Genomic DNA, 21,677 nt, shown 5'->3' with positions numbered 1-21,677 from the left:
AGCAATGATGACGCAGATCGATGTGATCCCGGATGAACCCAAGGCGCTGATCCGCTTTGCCCGGATGCTCTGGGCCGACAAGTTTGCCTTGGCGGCGGCGCTGTTTTTGTGCCTGATCTTCGTGCTTGCTTTGATCGGACCGTGGCTGCTGGATGCGGCGGCCCAAAAGCAAAACCTGCGCGGGAGAAATGCGCCACCCTTCGATTGGGAGCGCGGCTGGATCTGGATCTTGGGAGCCGATGCGCTGGGCCGGCCTTTGCTGGCCCGCATCGTGGTCGCGTCGCAGAACACGATGACCGTTGCGGCGGGAGCGGTGCTCGGGTCAGCGGTGATCGGCACGGTTTTGGGTTTGGTCGCTGGATACGCGGGCAAGCGGACTGGGCTGGTGATCATGCGCCTTGCGGATGTGATCATGTCTTTCCCTTCGTTGCTACTGGCGGTCGTGGTGCTGTATATCCTTGGGCCTTCGGTCCTGAATCTTGTGGTGGTTTTGGCGATCACACGCATTCCGGTTTACCTGCGCACAACGCGGGCCGAGGTGATGGAGATTCGTGAGCGTATGTTCGTGCAGGCCGCCAAGGTGATGGGGGCGTCGTCGCCGCGTATCATTTTTCGCCACATCCTGCCTGTGGTCCTGCCCACCTTAATGACGATTGCTACCTTGGATTTCGCTTTTGTCATGTTGGCTGAAAGTGCGCTGTCTTTCCTTGGCATCGGCATCCAACCGCCTGAGATCACTTGGGGCCTGATGATCGCTCAAGGACGGCAATACCTGACGACGGCGTGGTGGTTGTCGTTCTGGCCGGGGCTGGCGATCATCCTGACCACCCTTTCGCTGAACCTGCTGTCCAGCTGGATGCGCATCGCGCTTGACCCGACCCAGCGTTGGCGGCTGGAGATGCGCGCGTCAAAGAACGAGGTGAAACCATGACCCGGTTCCTGGACGTCCGCGATCTTTCGGTCGATTTCCACACTGTCACAGGCACGGTCCATGCCGTGAGGAACGTCAGTTTTTATCTGGACCGGGGTGAGACGCTTGCCATTCTCGGCGAGTCTGGTTCAGGGAAATCCGTGTCCTCTTCGGCTATCATGGACTTGATCGACATGCCGCCGGGCAAGATCACCAGCGGCGAGATCTGGTTTGACGGACAAGACTTGCTGAGGATGCCTGCTTCTGCGCGCCGCGAGATCAACGGGCGGCGGATCGCCATGATCTTTCAAGATCCTTTAAGTCATTTGAACCCGGTCTATTCTGTAGGCTGGCAGATCGAAGAGGCGCTGACCGCGCATGGTGCCGATCGGGCAACCGCCAAAGCCGAAGCGTTGCGCTTGGTCAGGCGTGTTGGCATTCCAGACCCCGAAACCAGCTTGCAGAAGTACCCGCATGAATTTTCCGGCGGCCAGCGGCAGCGTCTGATGATCGCCATGGCCTTGGCTTTGCGTCCCGATCTTCTGATTGCGGATGAACCGACAACCGCGCTGGATGTGACTGTTCAAGCGGAAGTGCTGGCGCTGTTGAAAGAGCTGCAGCTGGAAACCGGCATGGGAGTGCTGATCATCACCCATGATCTGGGCGTCGTGGCCGAAATCGCCGACCGTGTTGCGGTGATGAACGGGGGCGCGGTGGTGGAAACGGGGGCGACGCATGAAGTGTACCGCAATCCGCAGCACCCCTATACCGCCCGTTTGATCGCGGCAGCGCCGGGTAAGGGCGAGATGCACCCTGAACAGCCACGCCGGGAGCCGGTGCTCAGCGTGCGAAAGGTGCGCAAGCAGTTCGGGCAATTTACAGCGGTGGAGGACGTGTCTTTTGACCTAATGGAAGGCGAGACCCTTGCCATAGTCGGCGAGTCCGGCTCGGGCAAATCCACTGTCGCTAAAATGCTATTGCGATTGGAAGAGCCAAGTGGTGGGCAGGCGCTTTGGAAAGGGCGAGATCTTTTTGCCATGCCTCCCGCCGAGTTGTTCAAGCTCCGGCGCGATTTGCAGATGGTCTTTCAGGACCCGACGCAAAGCCTTAATCCGCGGATGACTGTCTGGCAGCTGATCACTGAGGCATGGGTCATTCACCCCGAGATCCTGCCGCGCGACCGCTGGAAAGCACGGGTGGCTGAGCTGTTGTTGCAGGTCGGGCTCAAACCCGAGATGGCAAGCCGCTATCCGCATCAATTCTCGGGGGGCCAGCGCCAGCGAATTGCGATCGCCCGGGCCTTGGCCTTGGAGCCGAAGCTAATCATCTGCGACGAGGCCGTGTCGGCGCTGGATGTCTCGGTGCAGGCGCAGGTAATTGCGCTGCTAGATGATCTGCGCAAGCGGTTAGGCATAAGTTATGTATTCATCGCTCATGATCTGCCGGTCGTGCGCGACTTTGCCGATCAGGTGATGGTTATGCAAAAAGGCAGGGTGGTCGAGCTTGGCCCGGTGGCGCAGGTCTTTGACGCGCCGCGTGCGGCTTATACCCAGCGGCTGCTGGCTGCAGGTCTGGATCCAGACCCAGACGTGCAGGCAGAGCGCCGCAAGGCGCGACTCGCGCTGGCTTAAAAATCCTACGCGTGGCTTACTCTGTCAGCTTGATGCTGCCGCGCGGGTCCTGAAAACCGGCCTTGGCCGTCACGATGCCCGCCAGACCTGCCAGCGGGCTGAGCGCGGAGATCGGGCAGATTTCGTGCGATTTGGCGGCAAGCGCCGCGATCACAGCCTCCCCCGCATGCGCCTCGATCTTAAGACTGTCGCGCTGATCGGAAAACGTTCGTCCCAGCAGAAAGCGCGGGGCTGCCAAGGCGGTTTCGGGGTCTTGACTAAAATCGATCAGCCTTGTGAGCAGCATCGCAAGGGTTTGCGGCTGTCCATCAGCCCCTTGGGTACCGTAGACAAAAGCGGGCGTGCCATCGCGCAGGGCGATGCCGGGGTTGAGTGTGTAGAACGGAAGTTTGCCCGGCGCAAAGGTATTTGGGTGACGGGCGTCGCTGCTGAAGGCCGCACCTCGGTTTTGCCACAGGATGCCTGTGTCGCCTGCCACTACCCCGCTGCCCCAGTCGAAATAGGTGCTTTGCAATACGCTTGCTGCATTGCCTTGGTCGTCGATGGCGCCCAGATAGACAGTATCGCCGTGCTGCCACAGATGTGGCCAAGGCATGGCCTGATCTTGTGAGATCCCTGCCGCCAGCTGGTCCAGATGCGCGGGGTCAAGCAAGGACTGCGCCAGATCCTTTTCCCCGCTGTCTGCGATGGCGGGGCGATCCAGAAAGGCGCGTTTCACGGCTTCGACACAGAGGTGCAGATGATTAGCGCTGCCCACCTCTAGGCTTTGCAGATCGTAGCGCTGAAGAATGCCCATGATCTGCAGCGTGGTGAGCCCTTGGGTGGGCGGAGGCGGTGCCAATAGCGCGACACCACGATAGCGTTGCGACAGGGGAAAAACCTCGCGCGTGGTGGTGCGGACCAGATCTTCGGCCGAGATCACCGCTCCGGCGTCTGTTAGCCCTTCCACGATCCGCCGTGACAGCGCTCCGGTGTAGAAGGCTTGGGCACCCTCGCTTGCGATCTCGTTCAGAGCGTGGGCAAGACCGGGTTGGCGCAGGCGCTGCCCGGCTGGCACACTGCGCCCCTTATGCAAGAACAAACCTTCAAACCCGGGCCAGTTTTCAATCTCTCCGGCACGGTAGTCAGCCCAGAAGGCTTGCGACGGCGTGACGTCATATCCGTTTTCGGCGGCGGCAATCGCAGGGGCCAGCAGATCACCCCAGACCATTCGGCCGCCCAGATGCTGGCGCGCATGTTCATGCGCATGGTGCCAGCCATCGACCACCGCCGCCGTTGTCAGGATCGAGCCCGCGCCGCGCAGCGGCAAGGGGGACGCGGGCATCGGCCGAGAAACCCCTTGGCCAATCGCCAGAAAAGATCGTGCCTGCCCTTTGCGATCCGCCACCAGCCAAACGGCATCGCCGCCAAGGCCGCAAAAATGCGGCATCACCACCGTTAGCACTGCCCCCGCCGCGATCAGCGCTTCGGGCGCGGTGCCGCCTTGGCGCAACACGGCCAGTCCCGCTTTGGTGGCCAGCGGATGCGGCGTCGTTAGTGCCCCGCTCATGCTGCCGCCCCCAATGCGGCCAGGACAACCGCAACGACCTCTTCGCGACGGTCGGCCAGAAACACGGGATCTGCCAGATCGCAGCCCATCACTACGCCCATCGTGTGGCGGTTTGACACATGAATTGTGCACAAGCCCAGGATGGTAAGATAAAGCCGCCCCGGATCGGGACGCCGGGAAAACGCGCCTGCGGCGCGCCCAGCATCCAGAACGCGCGCAATGGCATCGAACAGGCTTTCCGCTCGGGCGCTCACCTGCTCCAGCCCGCGCACATGCGCGCCATCCGCCATGTTCTCGATTCGCATCAATCCCTGAAACTCGGGATGGGCCACCATGTAGTCATATGTAAAGCGCACCAGTTCAGCCATCGCGGCGCGCGGGGGCAGAGACCAGAAGGTGGCCTCCCGCTCTGCCTGCCGCAGTTCGGCATAGGCCCGGTCGATACAGGCGCGATACAGGCCCAGCTTGTTGCCGAAATAATGGTAGATCATCCGCACATTGCATTCGGCTGCTTCGACAATTTGCGAAATGCTGGCGCCTTGAAAGCCGTGCCGCACGAACTCCCGCATGCCTGCTTCAATCAGGCGCTCGGCGACGCCGGTGTAGAAAGGCGCTTCGGGCTCGGAGGGGGCGATCTGGGTCATGTCTGTCTCCGTTTTGCGCGAAATTCGGGCATTTGGTTCAAATCGAAGGCGCGTTTGTCCGGGTCTTTGGCTTTTGCCGGGATGTGCCGCCACACTGGCTTGCGTTTAGTAAGTAAGCGATCACTTATTTAATGGCCAGCTGATTGTGGCACGGCAAGACAAAATCGAACCCAAAGACCTGTCACTGTGACATGGCCCAGGAAAGCGGACCAGGATGCGAACGAAACTTCTACCTCTTCTCGCGGCGCTCGCGGTGGCAAGCCCGGCCACAACCCTCAAGGCGCAGGAGCCTCAGGGCGCGCGGATTGCGGTGGCCATCACCGAAACCATCTCGGGCTATAACCCCTATAGTGATCCGGTGGTTCTTTTGGGCAGCGTCTGGTGCCAGATCTATGGCTGCATCACGCGTTATGATTTCGACAAGGGTGAATTCGTCCCCTACCTTGCTGAATCCGTCACTTCGCTCGATGAGTTGACTTGGGAAATCGTGCTGCCCGAGGGACTGAAACGCCATAACGGTGATCCGGTACTGGCCGAGGACATCGTGCATTCTATCCAATATCTCGGCAGCAACCCGGGCTCGGGCAAGGCTTACCTTGTAGCCGGCTGGGAAAAAGTCGAAGCGTTGGATGCGCGCACCGTGCGCATCACGACTGCCACCCCCGATGCCACTCTGCGGGATAACCTTGCCGGCGTTGCGGTCACGTCAAAAGCGCTTTTCGATCAATTGGGCGATGCCATGTTCGCGGAGGCTCCTTATGGCGCAGGGCCTTACAAACTGTCTGAAGTTGCCATCGGTCAGCACATCGTGCTTGAGCGCAACGACGACCACCCGCTCGTATCGCCCTCAAATCCGGCCCAGATCATGTACCGAATTATGGCCGAACCCGAGCAACGTGTAACGGCACTGGCCAACGGCGAGGTTCAGATCGCACAAAGCGTGCCGCCGCAACTGATGCAGCGGGTCGAAGACCTGCCCAACGCCCGCATCGCCTCGGTCAACTCGGTTGAGATGATGTTCCTTGCCATGTCGCCCAAAACTCATCCTTGGGATGTCAAAGAGGCACGGCAAGCGGTGGCACATGCCATCAACCGTGAGGCAATTGTGCGGGCCATCCTTCAAGGGCAGGCGCATCTGCTGAATGGCCCAGTCAGCGAAGGCCAGATCGGCTTTGATCCGGGCTTCGTCAGCCCCTTTGATTACAATCCCGAGAAAGCGCGCGAGCTGCTGCACTCGGTGGGCTTAGAGGGTGTCGAAGTCACGCTGTCGACCCCCGTGGGCCGCTATACGGCCGACCGGCAGATCGCCGAGGCCATGGTGCCGATGCTGGAAGCCGCTGGGTTCACTGTCACGCTCGACACGCCGGAATGGGCGACCCTCTGGGCGAATGTGCAGCAGGGCAATGTGCCCTTCTATTACATGGGGCGCGGCTCGATGATCGATCCCTCGCGCGCGCTTCACCAATATTTTGCCACCGGAGGCTCGCCGCGCATTGGTTTCGCGGATCCGGCGCTGGACGCGCTTTTGAATGCTGAGCGCGCCGCCTTTGATCCGGCCGATCGCAGCGCCAAGATGCAAGCGGCCATTTCCCATCTGGTGGAAGAAGCCCCCGCAGCCTTCATGTGGCAGCACCAGATGGCTTGGGGGATCGCCGAAGGCATCCGCTTTACCCCTCGCCCGGCAGATCAGGTCAACGGTTGGGAAGTTTTCGTCGAGTAACGCTTAGGTTTGGGCCGTCCTGCGGCCCACGCCCCGCACAGGAGGCCGCGATGTTTGTTTATTTTTCAAAACGTCTGCTTGGGGCTATCCCCGTGCTAGTGGTGGTGGCAGGCATCGTCTTTGCCCTGATGCAATTTGCACCGGGCGATGCCGTCAGCATGTTGATCTCGGACGAAGCATCGGAAGCCGACAAAGCCCGCATACGTGAGGCTTGGGGGCTGCACCGCCCACCCGTGGTCCAGTTCCTGAACTTTCTGGCCAAGGCCGCGCAGGGCGATTTTGGCATGTCGTTTCGCTACCGTGAACCGGTGATGGAGATCGTCTTGGCCCGGCTTCCTGCTACGGTAGAGCTGGCAATGGCTGCCACGTTGGTGGCCGTTCTTGTAGGCATCCCCTTGGGCGTGTTGGCCGGGGCGCGGCCCGGTTCGATCTGGGACAGCCTCGCCTCCACCTTCAGCTTTGCGGGCATTTCCATGCCCAACTTCTGGATGGGGATTCTGCTCATTCTGCTGTTTGCAGGCCATTGGCACATCTTGCCCTCGGGTGGGCGTGAGCCTTGGGGCTTGGGGCTAGACCGCATCACCGGCTTTCTGCTGCTGGATGCGCTGCTGCAAGGACGGGGTGATGCCTTTGCTGCCGCACTGAAACACCTTGCGCTGCCCGCCATTGTGCTGGGCACCAATATGATGGGCATCATCACCCAGCTGACCCGCGCCTCGGTGCAGGAAGCGTTGCACGAAGATTTCGTGATGACTGCGCGTGCGAAGGGCCTGTCCGCCGCCCGGGTGCTGTGGCGTCATGCCTTCCGCAACGCTCTGATCGGGGTGGTCACCATCATCGGGTTGGAATTCGGAGCCCTGCTTTCGGGTGCGATGATCGTCGAAACGGTCTTTGCCTGGCCCGGCATCGGGAGCCTCTTGGTACAGGGCATCTCATCCCGCGACTATCCGCTGATCATCGGGTTGGTGCTGGTTTACACCACCATCTTCATTCTGGTGAACCTGCTGATCGACCTTGCTTACACCATTATCGACCCCCGCATCAGGATCCGCTGAGATGAGCTTTTCCCTTTCCGCTCTGCGCTGGCAGGCTTTGCGACGCGACTATCGCCACCTCACGGGTTTCAAAGCAGGCTTTGGCTTTGCGATGCTTGCGATTTTGCTGGCGATGGGACTCTTCAGCCCTTGGCTCGCCCCGCATCCTCCCAATCAGCAGGATCTGATGGCAGCCATGCTCCCCCCCGACTGGACTGGGCCCTATGTGCTGGGCACGGATCACGTGGGGCGTGATATCCTGAGTCGGATCATTTATGGCTCGCGCGTGTCACTGATCATCGCAGGTGCGGTGGCCATCTTTGCCAGCGCTACCGGCGTGGCGCTGGGCGTGATCGCAGGCTGGTTTGGCGGTTGGATCGACGACGCTATCCAGAAACTGGTTGAAATCTTCTGGTCGTTCCCGCCTCTGATGTTGGCCATCGCGATTGTGGCCTTTGTCGGGCAAGGTCTTGGGATCGTCATAATCGCCCTTACAGCGCAGCGCTGGATCCCCTATTGCCGCGTGACCCGCGCCGAAACGATAGCCTTGCGCGAACGCGAATTCATCCTGTCGGCGCGCACGCTTGGTGCCTCGGATGGCTTTATCATCCGTCATCACATTCTGCCCAATGTGATGTTGTCGATCATTGTCATGACCAGCTTTGCCATGGCCAATGCGATCATTGCCGAAAGCGCGCTCAGCTTTCTGGGCCTTGGCGTACCCCCTGCAATTCCGACGTGGGGCGGGATGCTGTCAGATGCGCGCTCCTACATCTCCACCGCTTGGTGGATGGCCCTTTTCCCCGGACTGGCGATCTTTTTAACCGTTCTGGGCATGAACCTACTTGGCGACGCACTGCGCAGCCAGTTCGACCCTAAACTGAAATCCCACTAACAGGAGACCCTATGATTACCCGCACCCATACCCAAACCCTCGATGGCGCAAAACGCGCGCTGGTGTGCAGTAAGGGTCCTTGGACCCACATCACCGGCCTGCAGCCACGCAATCTGGACGGTGACATCAAAGCGCAGGCCCGTGATGTGGTGGAACAGCTTGACGCGCTGTTGATGGAAGCCGGTCTTGCGCAATCCGATCTCTTCACGGTCACCATCTGGCTCAAGGACATGCGCTATTTCTCGGGCCTGAACGCCGTCTGGAACAGCTGGGTTGATGCGGCCAATCCGCCTGCCCGCACCTGTGTGTCGGGTGAGCTGTATCGGCCGGATCTACTCCTGGAAATCGTCGCCGTCGCCTATCGAAAGGATGCGGCATGACCATTCAGAAAACAGGCCGCATTGACAGTTGGGGCCCCAAGATATTTCTAGGATCCGCCGCGGGGGATATCGCTTCGGTCTGCCTGACCGCGCCCGACAAATCAGAAGACTTTGCGGGCCAGACCCGCGGAATCTTGGCCGTCATCGACGATCTTCTGGGCCAGATGGGCAGCGATCGGGGGCAGCTTCTCTCGGCGCAGGTCTGGCTGGCGGATATCGCCGACTGGCCTGCGTTCGTCCCGCTCTGGAACGACTGGATTAACAACAATGCGCCACCCGGCCTGTCGGTGGTGCAGATGTCGGCCTCGCGCCGCGATTCCATGCTGGAAATCCGCGTCTGGGCCGCCCGCGCGGATCAAACCCAAGGATAAGCCGCCATGCCCGAACAGCTTCTTAGCCTGCGCAACCTGACCGTCGCTTTTGGTCCTTCGGCCAAAGCGGTTGTGCATGATCTGTCGCTTGATTTGTACCGCGGCGAAATCCTTACGCTGGTGGGCGAGTCTGGTTCGGGAAAATCGGTTATGGTCAAAGCGGTGATGCGCCTGATCGATCATCAGGGCGGGCGCATCACTGGGGGACAGATCCTGCTGCACAGCCCCGGCAAAGCACCACTGGATCTGGTACGCCAGTCAGAGCGGCAGCTGCGCGGCGTTCGGGGCGCGCGGATTGCGATGATCTTTCAGGATCCGATGACCTCACTGAATCCGGTTATGACTGTCGGCGCGCAACTGGTGGAAGCGATTCGTCAGCATCGTCCACATGAAGAGCAAACGGCCAAGGCCCGTGCCGTCGCCATGCTGGAAAAGGTCCGTATGACAGACCCAATGCGTCGTTTCGACCAGTTCCCGCACGAACTTTCGGGAGGGATGAGGCAGCGGGTGATGATCGCCATGGCTTTGGTCTGCGAGCCCGACATCCTGATCGCTGATGAACCCACCACCGCGTTGGATGTGACGGTTCAGGCTGAAATCCTGCACTTGATTCGCAGCCTGCAACGCCAGACGGGCATGGGGGTGCTGTTCATCACGCATGATATGGGTGTGGTCGCCGAGATCGCCGACCGTGTGGCGGTGATGCTGAAGGGACGCATCGTCGAGGAAGGTCCCGCAGCCCGCGTCTTTGATCAGCCTGCACATGAATACACCCAACGCCTTCTTGCAGCGGCCCCCAAGTTCCGCGAGGCCGATGCCCGCCCCGGTGCCGCCCCGCCGCAAGCCGCGCCTGTGCTCTCTGTCAGCCACCTCAGCGCGCGCTTTCCGGTGCGTAGTGGCCTTTTGCGGCGGCACACTGCCAATCTGCATGCAGTCGAGGATGTCAGTTTTGACCTGCACTCTGGCGAGACCGTCGCCGTGATCGGCGAAAGCGGCTGCGGGAAATCCTCGCTGGCGAAATGCCTGCTGCGGCTCGTGACTGCGCAGGAGGGGCGCGCGCTCTTGGGGGGCAAGGACATCCTTTCGCTCTCCGGCCCCGAATTGCGGCTGGCCCGCAATGATATCCAGATGGTGTTCCAAGACCCCTATGCTGCGCTCGATCCGCGCATGTCGGTGCGCCAGATCCTTGTCGAGCCTCTGCGCATCCGGGGCTTGCACTGCAGCCCAGAGGCCAGCGACGGCAGCCTTTCTGCGCTGATTGCCCGCGTCGGACTGCCTACCGATAGCCTTGACCGCTACCCTCACCAGTTCTCCGGCGGACAACGCCAGCGCATCTGTATCGCGCGTGCCTTTGTCCTTCGGCCCAAGGTGCTGATCGCTGACGAGCCCGTCTCGGCGCTGGATGTGGCGGTGCAGGAACAGGTGTTGGCAGTTCTGGAACGTCTGACCAAGGAAGAGGGTATGGGCCTTCTTTTCATCTCGCATGACATGGCAGTGGTGGAGCGCATCGCCGACCGCATCTTGGTGATGTATCGGGGCGGTCTGGTCGAACAGGGCCCGGCAGCGCAGGTGTTGGCGCGTCCGGCCCATCCCTACACCCGGCGGCTGCTAGAGGCGGTGCCGGTGTCCCATCCGGGGCGTCGCTTCGCGCGGGCGCCCGCAAGCGGTGTCACTTCGGCGCCGGTGTACCCGATTGGGGCCTCGCCGCCGCTGCCCATGTGGGACAAGGTTTCGTCCGAACATCGCGTCCGGCGTTGGGAGGATGCACCTTAAAGAGCCGCCCAAACGCGCCCGAGCCGACAGAGGTGAGAATATTCTTGCGTCCTCACGCAGCATCGATCTGCTGCTCTGGCATGGCTTTGACAAAGGCAGGATCGGCGACGCACGCCGCGTGAATGCGCGCCAAAGTGGGCCAAGCCGCGTTGTCGATGTCAAAGCGGCGATTGTTCAGCAATTGGGCGAACAGGCAAATGTCGGCCATGCTTGGCTCATCGCCATGGCAAAACCGTCCAGTTTGCGTCGAATGGGCCAAAAGCATCTCGAGCGGATCAAGCGTGGCCTTGGCCCAGTGCCTGAACCAAAGGGTTTGTGCGGCCATATCAGCACCAAACTGCGCCTCAAGGTATCGCAGGACCCGCAGGTTGTTCAAAGGGTGAAGATCGCTCGCCACCATGGCGGCAAGCGACCGCACCCGCGCCCGCGCCATGCTTTCCGCAGGCAAAAGGGGCGAGCCCGGAAATCGTTCGTCAAGGTATTCGATGATGGGCAGGGATTGCGTCAGCACCTGCCCATCGATTTCAATGGCTGGCACAAGACCTTGCGGGTTAATGTCGAGATAATCAGGACTGCACTGTTCATTCGTCCGCAGGTTCCAAGCGATGTAGTCATAGGCAAGGCCTTTCAACTCCAGCGCTACGCGTACCCGCACTGAGGTGGAGGAGCGAAAATAGCTGTGCAGCCGGATTGCGGTCATTCTCTGGGCCCGATGACTGTCGTGATGGGGTGCAGGCCGTCGATGCTGACGGTGCAGATATCGCCCGGTGTCAGAGGGCCCACGCCCGCTGGTGTGCCCGTAAACACCAGATCTCCGGGCCGAATGGTGACCGAGTTTGACAAGGCTGCGATGATTTCAGCGACGCTCCAGATCATCGTCTTCAGCGTTGCATCTTGACGCACCTCGTCATTGACCGAAAGGTGAATCCGGGTCTCGCCGGAAAGGGCGCGCCGTTGCGAAGGGGTGATCGTGCCGACGACGGCGGATCTGTCAAACGCCTTGCTCCAATCCCATGGACGACCGCGGTCGCGAAGGGCGAACTGCACGTCGCGCCGGGTCAGATCATTTCCGACTGCGTAGCCGTAGACGTGATCAAGGGCGCGTTCGACAGGGATGTCCGCACCAGGCTTGCCAATTGCGACCACAAGCTCTGCCTCGTGGTGGAAATTTTCTGTGAGTGGCGGATAGGCTACTGTTTCACCATCTTGGACTAGCGCATCAATCGGCTTGGTAAAGAAGAACGGTGGTTCGCGCTCGGGCTGAAAGCCCATTTCACGGATATGATCCGCGTAGTTGCGGCCGACGCAAAAAATGCGGCGCAATGGGAAGCGGTGGCTTTCGCCTTCAACCGCGACGCTTTGGATGGGGAGAGGATCAAAAAGATAGTCCAAGGAGTGCTCCTGCTGTTAGGTCACCATGACCTGCATTTCGCCAATGCCTGAAATCCGGGCGCGCATCACATCGCCCGGTATCACCGGGTCAACCCCTTCGGGCGTACCGGTAAACAGAAGATCGCCGGGCATCAGCGTGTAGAAGGCCGAGGCGCGGGCGATCAGCGTGGCAACATCGCGCAAGAGGTCTTTGGTTGATGCGCGTTGCCGTGTCTGACCGTTCACCTGCAATTCCATCTCAAGCCCGCTTGGGTCGGGAACCTCGTCCGAGGTGACCAGCCACGGGCCCAGAACAGTGTAGCTGTCGCAGGATTTGCGCAGGCTGCGTTCTTGTGTGCCACGCAGCGTCATGTCCAGACCAATGCTGTAGCCCGCCACATAAGACAGCGCTTGCTCTGCAGTCACCTTTGACGCGGGGCGTCCGATGATGGCCACGAGTTCGATCTCGTGGTCGTTGCGTGCTTCGGGGAACCGGATCACCACCGGATCAGAGGCTCCGATCAGCGAACTGGTGGCCTTTAGAAACAGGCCGGCCTTGTCGATGGGCAAGATATTGGTGCCATGGTGGATGGATGGATCCGCCAAGGCCTCGTCATGGTGCAGACGATAATTGACCGGGGCCGCGATGATCTTGCGCGGCGAAGCAACCGGCGGCAGCAGCTGCAGGGTGTCGAGGGGCAGGGCGGGGGCCTTGTCTGCCAAAGCATCAAGCATGGGGCGAAGAGTCGGCAGCGCCGCGATCAAGGGGTCGTGGTCGGGCAAGGGGTATTGCCAAGTTGGCAGGCTCGCCAGCGCACAGGTAACATCGTGCACACCCGCGCCGCGCACGACGCCAAGCCGATTGTCATTGAACCTGCAAATCCGCATCAGGCGCCCTTTCCGACTTCGGCATGCGCGGGCAAGATCTGCCCTTCGCAACGGCCAAACCCGATCCGATTACCGTTCGCCATGCCCCAGCCCGTCAGGGTTACGCTATCCCCGTCCTCCAGAAACTTGCGGCTTCCACCGTGCTCAAGGGCAATCTCGTCGCGGCCTCCCCAGCTTTGCTCCATAAGGCAGCCAAAGTTATGCCGCTCTGGCCCTGAAATCGTGCCGGAGCCAAGCAGATCGCCAGTTTGCATCCGGCAGCCGCACAGGGCGTGATGGGCAAGAAGTTGTGGCGCGGAATAGGTGAGTTGTGTGGTGTTGCATTGCACGATCCGGCTCGCGCGGTCTGCATCGGCGGGCTTTAGATGCGCTTCCAGCGTGATGTCAAAGAAATAGGGCGCGGTTTCATGCAGATAAGGCAAAAGCGCTTTGTCGCGCGCAGGCGCTGAGCGACGGCACGCCTCCAGAGCGGCGCGGGTGACGACCCAAGGGCTGATGGAGGTGGCAAAAGCTTTTGACTGAAAGGGGCCAAGCGGCTGGCCTTCCCAACGCTGGATATCGCGCGCGGACCAGTCGTTCAGCAGCACAAAGCCAAACAGGTGCTCCCATGCCTCGGCCAATGTCAGGGTCTGGCCAAGCTCGGTCGAAATACCGACGATGGCTCCGAATTCCACTTCGATGTCCAGTCGCCGCGAAGGCCCGATGACCGGTGAGTCCCCGCCCGGCGGCAAGGTCTGGCCCAAGGGCCGCCGCACTGGCGTGCCCGAGACGACAACCGTTGAGGCGCGTCCGTTATAGCCGATCGGCATATGCGACCAGTTGGGGGGCAGCGCATTCTCTGGCCCACGCAGGATCGAGCCAGAATTGAAGGCGTGCTGCCGACCGGCATAAAAATCCGTATAGCCTTTGACCTCGATGGGAAGATGCATCTGTGCGGAGGACTGTGGCACCAGCGCCCGGTGGCAGAGCGCTGCATCATCGCGCAGATCGGTGCTGCCATTTTCGGCCAGAAGTTCCGTCACCCGATTGCGTACAGCTTCCCAAGTGTTTGGTCCGGCAGCCATGAAGGTATTCAGGGCAGGGCGGTCAAATCCGCAATTCTCCGCGACCAGCTTTCCGGCAAAGACCAGTTCTGACAGATCAAGGATCATGTCGCCGATCGCTATCCCGCATCGGGGCGTGTTTCCATTGGCCTCGAACACGCCATAGGGCAAATTTCCCAAAGAGAAATCGCAGTCTGGGCGATTTGCCCCCTTCACCCATGATTGCGTCATACTCGCCCTCCCAAGCGTTTGTGTGGCGCTGTGATTTCCGGCGCCATGGCGCTTTGTCCTCAACGTTTGAAACGGAGGCAAATCCCAAGTGCATCCAATTTCGACATGTTTCGATCTAAATCAAGCAGAAAATTGTTGACCTTCTGAAAAGTTGTATACAGTTTTTATACACGCCGACTCGAATGCCAAAAGCCGTTCCGACCGAGGAGGGTCGCGCGGTTCCCTGTATGGTTCGGTGAATGGGAGGAGAGACCAATGACTGCCATCGTCAGGAGGCTGCCCTTTGGGCTGGCCACAGGACTTTTTGCATGTGCCGTGCCCGCACTGGCGCAGGATCTCGGAGAGCCGGTTCCAGAGTTGAAGATCGCCTATTACGCCGCAGACATGGGCCCGATGTATGAACAGTCTGCCCGCGTTTTGTCGGAAGAATGGGCGAAGCTGGGGCTTCGGTTCCAGATGCAGCCGGTCCAGTTTAGCAGCTTTATCTCGAACATCATGGTTGGGGGTGGGCTGGAAGATATGGCCGTCTTCACCGTGGGGGCCGACCCGGATCGGGTGGACCCAACCTATTGGCTGCATGACCTTGGCGCCTGCGGCGCGCGGCGGAACGGCGCAAAGTGGTGCGATGAGGGGTACACCGCCGCCGTCAAAGGCCAGCGCGAGCTGATTGATCAGGACGAGCGTATTGCCGCCGTCCACGCCGCGCAGCAGCAATTCTATGACACGATGCCATGGTGGCCCGCGACGAACACGGTCTATGGCATGGTCTGGAACAGCGCGAAATGGGAAAATGTAACCTCGCCCGAGCCGGTGGCCGCGCATGAGGGTTTGATTGACCCTTGGCTGTCGGCGCGCCCCTTGACGGATGACCGCTGGCTGGATTGGGCGCATTATGAAGATGTGACCACCTACAACCCCTTGGCCGAGGAAGGCGCTGTCGGCTGGCTGCGCTTTGTCTATGATACCTTCGCCAAGAACAATTCCGAGGGGCAGACAATCCCTTGGGCGGCCACGGAATGGGAATTCACCGACCCGACCACGGTGAAGATCACCCTGCGCGAGGGGATGACCTTTCACGATGGCGAGCCTGTCACGGCTGATGATGCTGTCTTTACTCTGAGCAAGGTGGTGGAGTTGCAACCGCCCGCGATGTCTTCGCGGATCGCAAACCTTGCGGGCGCAGAGAAGGTGGATGAGTTGACTTTCATCGTTAAACTGAAAGCGCCGGATGCCACCTTCGTCACCACGGTGCTGCCCTATGCCTTTATCCTGCCAGAACACCTGTGGGCAGATTACACGGGCGACATGGTGGCGCGCGACGTGATCGCCGATGGCGTTGCGATCGGCAGCGGTCCTTTCAAGTTCAAGACGTGGCGTGTGAACGAGGTGCACGAGTTGGATGCCAACACGGCGCATTTCAACGCACCGGGCTATGATGGCGTGCGGCGTCTGGCGCTGGGGCAGGCAGATGCCATCCGCTCGGCCATGCTTTCGGGGCAAGGTGACATTGCCACCATGGTGCTGCCGGTCGCGTCAATGAACGATTTGGCCGATCAGAATGCCGATCTCGATTTTCTAGAGATCCCGTCGCACGGCACAATGTTGATCTGGCTGAACAATGAGAAGGAGCCTTTCACCAACCCGGCCTTCCGCAAGGCGTTGCGCTTGGCGACCGCCAAGGACCGCGCCGCAATAGAGGGCTGGCTAGGGTTTGCCGTGCCGGCCGGAGAGGGGCCAGTGCCCAAGCAACTGGGCATGTGGTACAATCCTGACCTGCCTGAAATCGCCTTCGATGTCGAGGCGGCGCGTGCCGCCTTGGCCGAAGCGGGCTTTGGCTGGGATGCGCAGGGCGCGCTTCATTACCCCAAGCAGTGATAGGCCGAAGCCCGGCCCCTGCTGACGGGGCCGGGCTTTCCATGCGGCCAGACGCAGATCGCACGCGTTTGACCGAAGTAATCTCCAGGCAGAGAGTCACATGCGCGCTTACATCTTCCGTCGCCTTGCACAAAGCGTGCTTGTCGTCTGGGCCGTGACGACGATCATGTTTTTCATGTTCCGCGTCATGCCCGCAGACCCCACCGCGATTTTGCTCGAGCGCGGACTGACCGACGAGGCGCGTCAGGCGCTGTTGGAGCAATGGGGGCTGACCGGCTCACTTTGGGATCAATACATCGCCTACCTGGGCAATATCCTGACCGGGGATTTCGGGTCGTCCTTCCTGTATCGCAAACCAGTCTGGGAAGTGCTGACCCCGTTGATCATCAACACATTGTGGATTGCAGTGCCCGGTCTGCTCCTTGGCGCGGCACTGGGCGCGGCCATCGGCACCGCGGTGGGCTGGGCCAAGCGGGGGGGCAAGCTGGAACGGTCGGGCATATTTTTGGCGACCATCATTCGAGGCGTTCCGAACTTTGTCATCGGGATCGCGCTGCTGACCATCTTCTCCAGCACATTGGGCTGGTTCCCTAGCTTTGGCATGGGAGATCCGGGCGAGACGACCGGCTTTGCGCGCTACATGACGCTGGATTTTCTGCACCACCTGGCGCTGCCTCTGATTGCGGTGATCATCTATTTCATGCCGGAAAACCTGCTTCTGATGCGGTCTGGCGTGGTCGAGAATCGAACCGAGGATTACATCGAGCTCGTCCGCGCCAAAGGCGTGCCGCAGCGGCGGGTGGCATGGCACGCCGCACGCAATTCCATGCTGCCACTGATCACATGGCTGTTTCCAGCCTTGGCTGAAACCATCGCGGGGATCGTGGTAATTGAAATCGTGTTCTCATGGCCAGGTGTGGGGCGCGAATTGGTGCTGGCGGTGACCCGGCAGGATTATCCTCTTGCGCAGGCTGCCTTCTTCCTGCTGGCCGTGATGATCGTGATCGCAAACCTTGCGGCCGATCTTATTTATGGAAAACTCGATCCACGGGTGGTTTACAAATGAAGCAGGCTTCTCCCCATACCCCCGCCGCCATCCGGGGTCGCAGCGCGTGGTCTGCGGCATGGGACTCGTGGCGTCAAGTCATGCAGGACAGCTTTGCCGTGGTGGGCGTCTCGATCTTGCTTCTGTTCGTAATCATCGCACTCACGGCGCCCTATCTGGCCCCCTTCGATCCGTTCAAAGCAATGATGACCGAGACAGGGCGTCTCGCGCGCTTGCGGCCGCCTTCGGGAGAGCATTTGTTGGGCACCACCGCCTTTGGCAATGATGTGCTGAGCCAGTTTCTGCATGGCTTCCGAGTGGCGCTGTTGGTGGGCTTGGTCGCAGCGATTGCTGTGGGCTTTATCTCGACTTTGTTCGGTGTGCTGTCAGGTTACTTTGGGGGCTGGGTGGATGATGTGCTGATGCGGATCACCGATGTCGCATTGTCCATCCCTACCTTGCCCTTTTCCATCGTCGCGGTTGCCCTGCTGGGGCCCAGCATTGAGAACATCATCCTTGTGATCACCGTTCTGTTCTGGCGCAACGGGGCGCGGATCATCCGGTCGGCAGTGTTGACAGAGCGCGAGCGGGTTTACGTAAAATGGGCCCGCGCAGCGGGGGCATCGCATTTTCACATCATCATGCGACACATTCTGCCCAATATCATCCGCGTCGTTTTTCTGTGGGTGACAATGTCGGTGGCCTTTGCGGTGCTGACCGAGGCCAGTCTGTCGTTCTTGGGCCTGGGTGATCCAACGGTGATCAGCTGGGGCCAGATGCTCAACACTGCCTTTTCCAGCGGCAATCTGCGCACCGCGTGGTGGTGGGTGGTGCCGCCCTCTCTGGCACTGGTGATGCTGGTATCTGCCCTTTACCTGATCGGTCGGGCCTATGAGGAACAGACCAACCCCCGACTGAGGAAGCGCTGATGGTTGCCGTTGCTTCGCCCCGTTTTGGCCAACGTCCGGCCAGCCCCGCCACCTTGGCCGAGTTGGAGAAACTGACCGAAAGGCTCGCACGCAAGCCTGCGGCGCATCTGCTGGTCGATGGGCTATCTATTGGCTATTCCACCTTGCGCGGTCGGTTTCACGCTGTGGAAGACGTGAGCTTTGAAGTGCCTGCTGGCACCAATCTGGGCTTGGTGGGAGAAAGTGGCTGCGGGAAAAGTACTGTGGTCAAAACGCTGATGGGGCTGCAACCCGAGGCCACGCAGGTCTCCGGCCGCGCCTTGCTGGATGGCCAGAACATCCTTGGCCTTGATGAAACCGCCCTGCGCGATGTGCGCTGGAAGCGTATGTCGCTGATCACCCAAAGCGCAATGAACTCATTAGACCCCGTCTATTGCATCGGCGACCAGATTTCGGAGGCCATTCTGGCGCACGAGCCTGTCAGCAAGGCCACGGCTTGGGCGCGAGCAGAGCAGATGTTTGCCCTCGTCGGGCTACCAGCGGGGCGGCTTTATGAGTTTCCGCATATGTTTTCGGGCGGAATGCGGCAGCGCGCCGTGATCGCCATGGCCCTTGCGCTGAATGCCGGTCTGCTATTGGCGGATGAGCCGACAACCGCACTCGATCCAATCATGCAATCCCAGATCATGACACGTATCCGCGGCATTCATGCGCATCTTCGCTGTTCCATGATCCTTGTGACCCACGACATCGCGGTCGTCGCAGAGACCTGCGAGAACATCGTGGTGATGTATGCGGGCAAAGTCGCGGAAAGTGGGCCGACGGCGGAAGTGCTGGAAAGCCCATTACACCCCTATACCATGGGTTTGAAAAACGCCTTCCCACGGTTGCCAGAGCGGGGTGCGCCGCGCCAGCCCTTGATTTCCATCCCCGGCGTGGTGCCGAACCTTCTGTTGCCGCCGGCGGGGTGTCGCTTTGCCAGCCGTTGCCCCTTTGCAACCGAGGTCTGCCACAGGGTGACGCCGCCTGTGGTGCAGGTGGGCGCGCAGCGCGCGGCTTGCCACCATACGGACCGTGCCGCCGAATTCCGTGTCGCGGCGGCACGTCCCGAAACCTGGCGAACCATGAGAGGTGCGGTATGAGCACGCGTCACGCCATTGATCCCTCTGCACCGCTCGTGATCGAAGCACAGGATCTGAAGACCCATTTTCAGGGCCGAAGCGGCATCCTCAGCGCCTTGGTCGGCGTCAAGCCACCAAGCGCGCGTGCCTTGGATGGCGTCGACCTGCGCATCCGCGAGCGCGAGATTGTGGGGCTGGTTGGCGAATCTGGGTGCGGGAAATCGACTTTGGGCATGACGCTGGTGCGGATGTATCAGCCCACCGACGGACAGATTCTGTATCGCGGGGAAGATATTACCAAGGTTGAAGGGCGGCGCCTTAAAGCGTATCGCCATTCGGCGCAGATCATTTTTCAGGACCCCTACTCATCGCTGAACCCGCGCCTAACCATCGGGCAGGTAATTGAAGAGCCCTTGATCATCCATGGCATTGGCACCGCGGCCGAGCGGCGCGAAAAGGTGATCCGGGCATTGGAACTGGTCCGCATCCCGGCGGAAGGCAATATCGACCGATACCCGTCTGATCTGTCGGGCGGCCAGCGGCAAAGGGTGGCCATTGCGCGCGCTTTGGTGCTAGAACCCAAGTTTATCGTTGCGGATGAACCAGTGTCGATGCTGGACGTGTCCATTCAGGCCAGTGTGCTGGAATTGCTGGATGAATTGTCGCGCGAGCTTGGTCTGGCAGTACTTTACATCTCCCACGACATCGCAACGGTGGGCTATATCTGTAATCATGTGGCAGTGATGTATCTTGGCCGCATCGTCGAAGAGGGACGGTCGGAAGACGTTCTGATGCGCCCGCTGCATCCCTACACCCAGCGCCTGATGGATGCGATCCCGCGCATGACCCCGGGCGAGACACCGGAACGGATCGAGTTGCGTGGCGACGTGCCATCCCCCTTGGCGGTGCCACCGGGCTGTCGCTTCTCATCGCGCTGCCCCTATGCCACCGCATTGTGTGAGGCGGTGGAGCCCGCGCTGTCGGACCAAGCCGAGGCGCATCGCGTGCGTTGCCACATCTATGATGACCGCGCCGCGCGGGCACATCCTGATTTGCCCGCGCCCCGCGCCGGCAAGATCACAGAGGTCGCGGAGACAGGGGCCTTGGTCGCAGCGGCTGAGGATGCAAGATGGCAGAGTTGATTTTTGACTGGAAACATATTGCCTTTGCCGCAAATCGGGCCTTTACCGAAACTTATGGCTTCAGCGGCTCGCAAGGGCTGACCCATATTGAAGGCGTGCTCATCCGGCCCGCCACAGGCACGTCGCGCAGCCTGCTTGTCTTCATGCATCCATCCTCGACCTTGCATCTCCTGCCCTTGCCGCAAGCCATGGCGAGGGCCGGCTATCACGTCTTATGCGCGGGAAGCCGCTATCAGCGCAATGACACCACTCTGATCATGGAGAATGTTGTTCTGGATCTGGGCGCATGGATCCGGGCTGCACGCGAAGACTGGGGGTACGACAAGGTGGTTCTGTGCGGGTGGAGCGGGGGGGGCTCTTTGGCCATGCTTTATCAATCACAGGCAGAACGTCCAACGATCACCCAGACAGCGGCAGGAGATCCGGTGGACATTGCAGGGGCGCACCTTCGCCCGGCAGACGCGGTTCTAAGCATTGCAGCGCACAGTTCACGCGCCTTGCTTCTGACCGAATGGGTTGACCCGTCGGTCCGCGATGAAAGCGATCCGGATGATCGGGATCCTCTGCTTGACCTCTATGCGCAGCCCTTGGATCAGGCCTTTTCGGCCGATTTCCTTGCCGCCTATCGTGCGGCTCAGGCCGCGCGGATGAAGCGGATTACCACGCGTGTGCTGGAGGTGCTGGAGCGGCTGCGCAAGTCGGGCGGGCTGGAAGCCGAGCGGGTCTTTGTCACGCACAGAACGATGGCCGATCCACGATTTCTGGACCCTCGCATCGACCCGAACGGCCGCAAGCCGGGGTGGAGCTACCTGGGCAAACCAGAGGTCGTTAACAGCGGCCCGGTTGGTCTGGGGCGCGTCTCCACTTTGCGCAGTTGGTTGTCACAATGGTCGCCCGCGCATAGCCGGGCTGACTCTCTTGTTGCCGGGAAAGCCATCAGCGTGCCGTTTTTGGCACTGGAATGTGGCGCCGATGATGCCGTTCCGCAGCCACATACAGGGCGCATTTTTGCTGCCGTCGCCTCACAGGACAAGGCAATGCAGGTGGTGCCAAAAGCGAACCACTATTTCGTTGGTCAGCCCCGGGAACTCACCGCCGCAGCTACTTTGGTTTCCGATTGGCTTGCGGCACGGGATTTCGGATAGT

The 21,677-nt window shown here is 60.6% G+C and carries 20 protein-coding genes; 14 read left to right on the top strand and 6 right to left on the bottom strand.

Annotation, left to right across the window (positions count from 1 at the left end):
* Positions 1-7 precede the first annotated feature (7 nt).
* Positions 8-931, top strand: a complete 924-nt coding sequence (locus CUR21_RS12840) for an ABC transporter permease (RefSeq protein WP_198431689.1) — start codon at positions 8-10, stop codon at positions 929-931.
* A complete protein-coding gene (locus CUR21_RS12835; RefSeq protein WP_100197398.1) occupies positions 928-2,541 on the top strand; it encodes an ABC transporter ATP-binding protein in 1,614 nt (537 codons plus the stop codon). The genes CUR21_RS12840 and CUR21_RS12835 overlap by 4 nt, the downstream gene beginning before the upstream one ends.
* A 16-nt stretch (positions 2,542-2,557) precedes the next feature.
* Here the strand turns inward: CUR21_RS12835 and CUR21_RS12830 are convergent, their stop codons facing one another.
* Both CUR21_RS12830 and CUR21_RS12825 read right to left on the bottom strand, forming a co-directional pair.
* Complete coding sequence (locus CUR21_RS12830; RefSeq protein WP_100197397.1) at positions 2,558-4,090, bottom strand: gamma-glutamyltransferase family protein; 1,533 nt, start codon at positions 4,088-4,090, stop codon at positions 2,558-2,560.
* A complete protein-coding gene (locus tag CUR21_RS12825) occupies positions 4,087-4,734 on the bottom strand; it encodes a TetR/AcrR family transcriptional regulator (RefSeq protein ID WP_100197396.1) in 648 nt (215 codons plus the stop codon). The genes CUR21_RS12830 and CUR21_RS12825 overlap by 4 nt, the downstream gene beginning before the upstream one ends.
* 214 nt (positions 4,735-4,948) lie before the next feature.
* Between CUR21_RS12825 and CUR21_RS12820 the strand changes: the two genes are divergently transcribed.
* Genes CUR21_RS12820 through CUR21_RS12795 form a run of 6 tightly spaced genes read left to right on the top strand, consistent with a single transcriptional unit; the run spans position 4,949 to position 10,907 of the window.
* Positions 4,949-6,454 carry an ABC transporter substrate-binding protein gene (locus tag CUR21_RS12820; protein WP_100197395.1) on the top strand — a complete coding sequence of 502 codons (1,506 nt, stop codon included), beginning with the start codon at positions 4,949-4,951 and terminating at the stop codon, positions 6,452-6,454.
* A 50-nt stretch (positions 6,455-6,504) separates the two neighbouring features.
* On the top strand, positions 6,505-7,509 hold the full coding sequence (locus tag CUR21_RS12815; RefSeq protein WP_100197394.1) for an ABC transporter permease: 1,005 nt from the start codon (positions 6,505-6,507) through the stop codon (positions 7,507-7,509).
* A 1-nt stretch (position 7,510) separates the two neighbouring features.
* Positions 7,511-8,383, top strand: coding sequence for an ABC transporter permease (locus CUR21_RS12810; RefSeq protein WP_100197393.1), 873 nt, complete (start codon positions 7,511-7,513; stop codon positions 8,381-8,383).
* A gap of 11 nt (positions 8,384-8,394) precedes the next feature.
* Positions 8,395-8,763, top strand: coding sequence for a RidA family protein (locus CUR21_RS12805; protein WP_100197392.1), 369 nt, complete (start codon positions 8,395-8,397; stop codon positions 8,761-8,763).
* Positions 8,760-9,134 carry a Rid family hydrolase gene (locus CUR21_RS12800; protein WP_100197391.1) on the top strand — a complete coding sequence of 125 codons (375 nt, stop codon included), beginning with the start codon at positions 8,760-8,762 and terminating at the stop codon, positions 9,132-9,134. Before CUR21_RS12805 ends, CUR21_RS12800 begins: the two co-directional genes overlap by 4 nt.
* A gap of 6 nt (positions 9,135-9,140) precedes the next feature.
* The gene (locus tag CUR21_RS12795; protein WP_100197390.1) at positions 9,141-10,907 is read left to right on the top strand and encodes an ABC transporter ATP-binding protein; all 1,767 of its coding nucleotides are present in this window, start codon (positions 9,141-9,143) and stop codon (positions 10,905-10,907) included.
* A 52-nt stretch (positions 10,908-10,959) separates the two neighbouring features.
* Here the strand turns inward: CUR21_RS12795 and maiA are convergent, their stop codons facing one another.
* The 4 genes from maiA to fahA are packed head-to-tail and all read right to left on the bottom strand — an operon-like array spanning position 10,960 to position 14,440.
* Positions 10,960-11,607, bottom strand: coding sequence for a maleylacetoacetate isomerase (gene maiA / locus CUR21_RS12790; protein ID WP_100197389.1), 648 nt, complete (start codon positions 11,605-11,607; stop codon positions 10,960-10,962).
* Positions 11,604-12,299 (bottom strand): fumarylacetoacetate hydrolase family protein, encoded by a 696-nt coding sequence (locus CUR21_RS12785; protein WP_100197388.1) that lies wholly within the window; start codon positions 12,297-12,299, stop codon positions 11,604-11,606. Before CUR21_RS12785 ends, maiA begins: the two co-directional genes overlap by 4 nt.
* Before the next feature lie 15 nt (positions 12,300-12,314).
* Entirely contained in the window at positions 12,315-13,166 is an 852-nt protein-coding gene (locus CUR21_RS12780) for a fumarylacetoacetate hydrolase family protein (protein WP_100197387.1), read from the bottom strand.
* The gene (gene fahA, locus CUR21_RS12775) at positions 13,166-14,440 is read right to left on the bottom strand and encodes a fumarylacetoacetase (protein ID WP_100197386.1); all 1,275 of its coding nucleotides are present in this window, start codon (positions 14,438-14,440) and stop codon (positions 13,166-13,168) included. The genes CUR21_RS12780 and fahA overlap by 1 nt, the downstream gene beginning before the upstream one ends.
* 255 nt (positions 14,441-14,695) lie before the next feature.
* Here fahA and CUR21_RS12770 point away from each other — a divergent pair, with 255 nt between their 5' ends.
* From CUR21_RS12770 to CUR21_RS12745, 6 genes are all read left to right on the top strand, one after another.
* Positions 14,696-16,315 carry an ABC transporter substrate-binding protein gene (locus CUR21_RS12770; protein WP_100197385.1) on the top strand — a complete coding sequence of 540 codons (1,620 nt, stop codon included), beginning with the start codon at positions 14,696-14,698 and terminating at the stop codon, positions 16,313-16,315.
* A gap of 100 nt (positions 16,316-16,415) precedes the next feature.
* Positions 16,416-17,381: an ABC transporter permease gene (locus CUR21_RS12765; RefSeq protein WP_100197384.1), complete on the top strand. Its 966-nt coding sequence runs from the start codon at positions 16,416-16,418 to the stop codon at positions 17,379-17,381.
* Positions 17,378-18,289 carry an ABC transporter permease gene (locus tag CUR21_RS12760; protein ID WP_100197383.1) on the top strand — a complete coding sequence of 304 codons (912 nt, stop codon included), beginning with the start codon at positions 17,378-17,380 and terminating at the stop codon, positions 18,287-18,289. Before CUR21_RS12765 ends, CUR21_RS12760 begins: the two co-directional genes overlap by 4 nt.
* Positions 18,289-19,410: an ABC transporter ATP-binding protein gene (locus CUR21_RS12755; protein WP_100197382.1), complete on the top strand. Its 1,122-nt coding sequence runs from the start codon at positions 18,289-18,291 to the stop codon at positions 19,408-19,410. The genes CUR21_RS12760 and CUR21_RS12755 overlap by 1 nt, the downstream gene beginning before the upstream one ends.
* Complete coding sequence (locus CUR21_RS12750) at positions 19,407-20,531, top strand: ABC transporter ATP-binding protein (RefSeq protein ID WP_100197381.1); 1,125 nt, start codon at positions 19,407-19,409, stop codon at positions 20,529-20,531. Before CUR21_RS12755 ends, CUR21_RS12750 begins: the two co-directional genes overlap by 4 nt.
* A complete protein-coding gene (locus CUR21_RS12745; RefSeq protein ID WP_100197380.1) occupies positions 20,519-21,676 on the top strand; it encodes a S9 family peptidase in 1,158 nt (385 codons plus the stop codon). The genes CUR21_RS12750 and CUR21_RS12745 overlap by 13 nt, the downstream gene beginning before the upstream one ends.
* The last annotated feature ends 1 nt before the right edge of the window (position 21,677 follow it).

Origin of the sequence: Pseudorhodobacter sp. MZDSW-24AT (assembly GCF_002794355.1) — a bacterium.
Taxonomy (GTDB): Bacteria; Pseudomonadota; Alphaproteobacteria; order Rhodobacterales; family Rhodobacteraceae; genus Pseudotabrizicola.
Note: the sequence above shows the minus strand (reverse complement) of the source record. Positions and strands in the feature narration are given on the sequence as shown.